Annotated in this window: 5 protein-coding genes and 1 CRISPR repeat array; of the genes, 3 read left to right on the plus strand and 2 right to left on the minus strand. The window is 59.4% G+C overall.

The window, feature by feature from the left end:
* Positions 1–107 precede the first annotated feature (107 nt).
* Together SYN65AY6A5_RS05270 and SYN65AY6A5_RS05275 are read left to right on the plus strand one after the other, a co-directional pair.
* The gene (locus SYN65AY6A5_RS05270; RefSeq protein ID WP_099812179.1) at positions 108–1,328 is read left to right on the plus strand and encodes an HD domain-containing phosphohydrolase; all 1,221 of its coding nucleotides are present in this window, start codon (positions 108–110) and stop codon (positions 1,326–1,328) included.
* Between the two features lie 265 nt (positions 1,329–1,593).
* Positions 1,594–2,715, plus strand: a complete 1,122-nt coding sequence (locus SYN65AY6A5_RS05275; protein WP_099812180.1) for a methyl-accepting chemotaxis protein — start codon at positions 1,594–1,596, stop codon at positions 2,713–2,715.
* On the opposite strand, the gene SYN65AY6A5_RS05280 is transcribed toward SYN65AY6A5_RS05275, so the two are convergent.
* Positions 2,712–3,122 carry a DUF4359 domain-containing protein gene (locus tag SYN65AY6A5_RS05280; protein ID WP_240527379.1) on the minus strand — a complete coding sequence of 137 codons (411 nt, stop codon included), beginning with the start codon at positions 3,120–3,122 and terminating at the stop codon, positions 2,712–2,714. The genes SYN65AY6A5_RS05275 and SYN65AY6A5_RS05280 overlap by 4 nt on opposite strands.
* A gap of 255 nt (positions 3,123–3,377) precedes the next feature.
* Here SYN65AY6A5_RS05280 and prfB point away from each other — a divergent pair.
* Positions 3,378–4,506 (plus strand): peptide chain release factor 2 gene (prfB, locus tag SYN65AY6A5_RS05285; RefSeq protein WP_143596961.1). Its coding sequence is split into 2 segments (ribosomal slippage): positions 3,378–3,449 and positions 3,451–4,506, totalling 1,128 coding nucleotides; the frame shifts between segments, so codons are not numbered across the junction.
* On the opposite strand, the gene SYN65AY6A5_RS05290 is transcribed toward prfB, so the two are convergent.
* Complete coding sequence (locus SYN65AY6A5_RS05290; RefSeq protein WP_011430112.1) at positions 4,503–5,504, minus strand: o-succinylbenzoate synthase; 1,002 nt, start codon at positions 5,502–5,504, stop codon at positions 4,503–4,505. The genes prfB and SYN65AY6A5_RS05290 overlap by 4 nt on opposite strands.
* Before the next feature lie 68 nt (positions 5,505–5,572).
* Positions 5,573–6,351: a CRISPR direct-repeat array (repeat unit 36 nt; unit sequence GTTTCCAATTTCTAGGGATCCCCCCGAAGGGGGAAC).
* Position 6,352: the final 1 nt, after the last annotated feature.

Below are 6,352 nucleotides of genomic sequence, written 5' to 3' on the forward strand. Positions count from 1 at the left end.
CCCCCAGCCTCCCAACTTGGAGCAGCGGCAGGATCCCTGCTAGAGCTCTGACATCGCTCCATTGGGAACGCTTCTGAGAACACTCGTAACCCGGTGGAGGACAGGTTATGTCCCATGGGCCTGCTGCCTTCGATCTCTGTCTTGGCGAAGCTGAATTCGAGGCCGTTGCTGCCTTGCGCTTGAGTCAGCGGCTGATCCAAGTGGGGATCGCCCTTTCTTCGGAAACGGATTTAAGGCGCCTGCTGGAACTGATTGTTGCCCAAGCCCGCGAGCTGACGGGTTGCGATGGCGCCAGCCTGTTCATCCGCGAAGGGGAGGAGTTGCGCTTTTTTGTAGTCAAGCGCAACGAGGAACTGCAGGATCTGCGCCTGCCCCTTACTCCTTCTAGCATTGTGGGCTATGTGGTGCTCACCGGGGAGAGCTTGAATCTGCCGGACGTTTATCAACTGCCCCCCGACCTGCCCTACGCTTTTAACCCCCAGGTGGATCGGCAGACCGGATATCGCACCCGCTCCCTGCTCACTGTGCCGCTGCGGGATCCCTCAGGAAACATCCTCGGTGCCCTGCAACTGTTGAACCGCCTCAGGCCGGATCGCCCTGCTGACCTGGCGCCCGACCAGGTGGCTGACTGGAGCCAGCCGTTTTCTGAGCTGGAAGTCCAAGTGGCCGAAGCCCTGGCTTCCCAGGCGGCGGTTGCCTATCAAAATGTGCGCTTGCGGGAAGAGCTGAAAGCTGCTCACCTGGAAACGATTTTCTGTCTGGCCCAGGCTGCCGAATACCGGGATCAAGACACCGCCTTTCACCTCAAGCGGATGAGCCATTATTCCCGCATTCTCGCCAAAGAGTTGGGCCTCTCCAGCCATGAACAGGAGCTGATTTTCTACGCCAGCCCCCTGCACGATGTGGGCAAAATCGGGATCCCGGATGCCATCTTGCAAAAGCCAGGCCCCCTCACCCCCGAAGAGCGCCTGATTATGAACCGCCACCCCGAGATTGGCTACGAGATCCTCAGCCAATCCAACTCGGAGCTGATGAAAAAAAGCGCCATCATTGCCCTCACCCACCACGAGAAGTTCGATGGCAGCGGCTACCCGCGGGGCCTCAAGGGAGAAGAGATCCCGCTGGAAGGGCGGATCGTGGCTTTGGCCGATGTCTTCGACGCTTTGGCCAGCCGCCGCCCCTACAAAGAAGCTTGGAACCTAGACGAGATCTTTGGCTTTGTGGAGAGCCAAAGCGGTAGCCACTTCGATCCCCACGTAGTGGCCGCTTTTACCCGTGGCCGCGGCGAAATTCTAGAGATCTACCACCGCTACCAAGAGCCTCGCTGAGCTCAGAGCCGGCCAAATCGCGGATTTGGAGTATCCCCTCTTGCCGGGATCCCCACTCGGCAACGGGAAAAACCCGCCTTTGTCTTTTTTTTCAACCGATCCCCAGCCTGCGACCGTAGCCAGGGAACGAGATCCCAAGGCAAACTAAATGCGGTCGGCAGTAGTCTCCTGGCAAGCCGACCAGAGCCACTTTTGTGTGTTTCCCAATACATAGCACATCTACTGGCTACCTGTCTCGACCCAAGCTGCGCCGAGGATCCCTGTGATGGCTACCCTGACCAATCCGCCCACTCCCACCCTCTCGATCCACACCAAGCTGCGCGATCTGGCCCTGGTGGACTTTCAGGTGAGCGAGTCCACCCCTTGCGAGAACGTGGTGCGCCGCCTAGAGGATGACAGCAGCCTTTCGGGGGTGATCGTGTTGGATGAGCGGTCACAAGTGCAGGGGATGCTGACCCGGCGCGCCATTTTGGAGTGGATGCTGAGCAAGCCCTACGGCCTAGACGTGTTTTTGAAGCGGCCCATCAGCTCGATGGTGGAGTTCCATGGCCGGGGTTTTCTCCTTCTGTCCGGCGACTGCGATGTGTTGCAAGCGGCCAGCCAGGCCTTCCAGCGGCCCCAAGAAACCATCTACGACCCGGTGGTGGTGCAAATTGGCCCGCAAGACTACCGCCTTTTGGATGTGCCGGTGCTGTTGGTGGCCCAGTCCCAGGTATACTTGGCCACGCAGCAGAGGCTGCGGGAACAGCAGGAGGAGATGAAACGGCTCTTGGCCGAGCTGGAGCAGGAAAAAAACCGCAGCCTTCAGTATGCCCGCGATCTGGAGCGGCAAAAAGCCGAGATCCTCAGCCAAAACCTGGCTTTGGATCGGGAGCGGCGCCAAGCCCAGCAGCGCTCGGAAGAGCTGGCCCGCCTCAACGCCCGCATCATCGAGATCAGCTCGGTGCTCTCGGAAAAGGGCAAATCCACCTTTGCCGCCACCTTTGCCGGGGTAGAGGCGGTGCGCCGCCTATTTCAGGACATTGCCGACAGCAACCGGGAGCTCTCCCGCGAGCTCAAAGAAATCAACACCATCGTTGACTTGATCGTAGAGGTGGCAGGCTATATTCGCCTGCTCTCCTTTAATGCGGCTGTGGAGGCCAACCGCAGGGGTGGGGGCGGCGGTTTTGGTGCCATTGCCCAGGAGATCCGCAAATTGGCGGGGCGCACCACTGAAGCCAGCAACCGCATCCGCGGCTTGGCAGAGCGCATCCAACGCCAAAGCCAATCCACCCTGCAATCGGCTCAGGCCAGCGCCGAGATGGTGCAATCCCTTTACCAGCAGGCGCAGTCGGCCCAGGCAGCCCTGGAGGAATTGCAAGCGCTGTTGGAGCAGGCCCAGGTTTAGCCCTTTTGGGGAGTGGTTTTGCCCTCGCGGATCTCATAGGTATAGAATTGCCCTGCCACGGCCAAGGTTTCAAAGTGGTAGGTGGGCAGGGAGATCCCCAGCGGGCCAAAGTTAAGCAACGACAAATCGGTGCTGTAGAGGCTGAAGAGGATGAAGTTTTGCCGGCGGGTCTGGCGCAGAAACAGCTCCACCAGCTCTGGTTGCAGCTGTTGCACAAGGGCGTGACATTCCTCAATGAGGGTGGGCAAAAAAGCTGGGATCTGGGCGCAGTATTCCCGTGTAGCATAGGCAGCCAATTGGTCTCCTGCGTAGGCTCCGTACTCTTCCGGGGTGGGATTGGTGATGGCCAAAGCAGCCACCCCCCCAGCCAGAACCAGTCCGGAAAGCAAGGAAAAGACCCTCAGCATAGCGGCCTCCGAAACAAGATTTTCCATTCTGCTACGGGCTTGAGGTGCTCCGACAGGGATCCTTCGGCAAAAGCCATCGCCCAAGGCCGCTCTGTCGCGTCCTAGAGCCGGCGCGGGATCACCCAATTGGCCAGGAATGCGGTTCACAGTGTTGCAGCAAACCTGCAAAAGAGCTGGATCCCTTGGTTGAATTGCCAGCCTACAGGCTAGGATGAGAGCCGAAGCGCAGCTTGATGCTCTCTCTTGATGCTCTCTATGGAACTGGCCGATCTGAGACGCACCCTAGAATCGCTCACCTCGCGCCTGAGCAGTGCTCAGGACTATCTTTGACCTGCCCCACCTGGAGCAGCAGATCGCCATTTTGGAGCAGGAAGCAGCGCAGCCGCAGTTTTGGAACGATGCCGAGGCGGCCCGCCGCCACCTGCAACAGCTCAACAGCCTCAAGGCCTCCTGGGATCAAATCCACCGCTGGAAGGATCGCCTAGAGGATGCTGCCAGCGCCTTGGAGCTGCTGCAAGAAGACCCGGACCCGGAGCTGTTGGCCGAAGTGTCCGGATCCCTGGCGGCGGTGGAGCGGGAGCTCGGCCAATGGGAGCTGCGGCAACTGCTTTCGGGCCCCTACGACAAAAACGGCGCCATCCTCACCATCACCGCTGGCGCGGGGGGAACCGATGCCCAAGACTGGGCGGAGATGCTCCTGAAGATGTACACCCGCTGGGCGGAAAACCAGGGCTACAAGGTCACGCTTTCGGAATACTCGCAAGGGGCAGAGGCCGGCATCAAGTCGGCCACCCTGCTGATTGAAGGCCCCTATGCCTACGGGTATCTTTCCGCCGAGAAGGGCAACCACCGCATGGAGCGCATCAGCCCCTTTAACGCCAACGGCAAGCGCCAGACCAGCTTTGCCGGCGTTGAGGTCATGCCTATCCTGGAGGAGGACAATGAGTTCGAGCTGAGGATGGAGGATCTGGAGTTCGAGACTTCTCGTTCCGGCGGGGCAGGGGGCCAAAACGTCAACAAGGTGGAAACGGCGGTGCGGGTTATCCACAAGCCCACCGGCATTGCCGTGCGCTGCACCGAAGAGCGCTCCCAACTGCAAAACAAGGAGCGGGCCATCCAGATCCTGAAGGCGAAGCTGATCGAGCTTGAGGAAGAAAAGCGCCGGCAAAAGCTGGCCGAGATCCGGGGTGAGATGGTGACCCAGGGCTTTGGGGGTCGGATTCGCACCTACACTTTCGATCCCTACAAGTTGATCAAAGACCACCGCACCAACGCCGAAACCTACAATGTCGAGGCGTTTATGAATGGCGAACCGGAGGAGCTGATGCACTTTATCCAGGCCTACCTGCGGCAGGAACGGGCCAAGCAAGCCGCCGCCGTCTAGGGCTGGCTGTGGCGCTCCCACACCGCCTGCATCAGGGCTGCCCGCTCCTGGGCTGAGAGCGTGATCAGGGTGAGGGGATCCCCTTCCTGGAAAAACTCCCCCACCCCCCATCCCAAGGCTCTGGGATGGGCTGTTTTTGCCTGCAGGGATCCCGCCCAAACTAGGCCATGCCAAGCGCCGATGGGCGTTTCCAGGGCGGAGGAGAAGGCCAAATCTAGGCTAGGGTGTTGCCTGAGGTAGTCCCTAAGGGCAAGGCAGGAGCCAACCAAGGAGGGCTTGACCACCAGGATCCCTTTCCAGCCGGCTTGGTGGACAGCTTGCAACTGCTCCAGCCCAACCACGGACTCATCCAAGGCAATGGGAGTCTGAAACTCCCAGCTCAGCCGGCTTAGATCGGCGTGCTGCGCTGGTGGCAAGGGCTGCTCGAAAAACTCAATCTTGCCTGGCCACTCTTGGTTGATCCGGTCACAGAGGGCCAGCCAGCGCCGCGCCCCTTCCAGACTCAGCCCCCCATTGGCATCCAGGCGCAAGCAGGATCCTGCGGGCAACTGCTCCAGCCAGCTTTCTAGCTTTTTCACCTCCTGCTCGAGAGGCTCCACCCCCACCTTGACCTTGTAGGCGGGGTAGGAACCTGAGGGTGGGGTTTTCCCAAAAAGCCCACACCAGGAAAGCCCGGAGAGATCCCTTGCCAGCCAGCCGGGATCCCGACAGGCCAGCCAGGCGCATTCCAGCCCAAAGCGCGTGGCGGGCAAGGTTGCCGGGATCTTCTCGATCTCTGCTTCCGACAGCTCAGGGGGCAACTGCTGACAAAATGCCAGCGCTTCCTCTACGGTCTCGCTGCCCAACCAGGGGATGGGGGCAATCTCCCCATAGCCCTGACCTCCCGTCTCCGCGTCCGTCAGCCGAACCAGGATCCCTTCGCGGATAGACCACAGGCCGTAGCGCGTGCGCAAGGGCTGGCGGAAAGGCCGCCGGTATCGGCAAAACGCAAAGCGCATGTTCAACACCTGGGGATCCCCGCTGCTAGTTTCCCCCCAAGGAAGGGGGAGCCGCTTACTTGGCCAACCTACACCCTATCTAGGGATCCCCCGGAAGGGGGAACTTGAGGACGCGTGACTAAAGCAAGCCCGGGAGTTCTTAAACTCCCTGGGCGTTTCCAATTTCTAGGGATCCCCCCGAAGGAGGAACGATTGTCTTTCACCACCCTGATGAGTGGTATGAATACTAGTTTCCAATTTCTAGGGATCCCCCCGAAGGGGGAACAATGGACCCCTTTCGGTGTCCTTCTAATTTTCTAGGGATCCCCCCGAAGGGGGAACCTCCCCCATTGAGATCCCCATCGTTAACTGCCCTCCCGAGTGTTTCCAATTTCTAGGGATCCCCCCGAAGGGGGAACAATCCGAAGGATCTGTTATATTTCCTGGTTCCTGTCGTTTCCAATTTCTAGGGATCCCCCCGAAGGGGGAACACGGCGTCATCGAGTGGATCCCATCTTCTGGCCCGATCTGGGTTTCCAATTTCTAGGGATCCCCCCGAAGGGGGAACTTATCTTCTACGATCTGGAGACAGTCGTAGAGCTACTGGGGTTTCCAATTTCTAGGGATCCCCCCGAAGGGGGAACATGAGTACCTAGTGTACAACTAAGTGTATCGTATACGTTTCCAATTTCTAGGGATCCCCCCGAAGGGGGAACATCGTAGAGAAAATTCCTGAGTGGGTTCTTGCCAAGTTTTGTGAGTTTCCAATTTCTAGGGATCCCCCCGAAGGGGGAACCCAAGCACCCAGGATTGTTTCCTGGGTGTCTTTTATGTTTCCAATTTCTAGGGATCCCCCCGAAGGGGGAACT

Source organism: Synechococcus sp. 65AY6A5, assembly GCF_002760415.1.
Classification (GTDB): Bacteria; Cyanobacteriota; Cyanobacteriia; order Thermostichales; family Thermostichaceae; genus Thermostichus.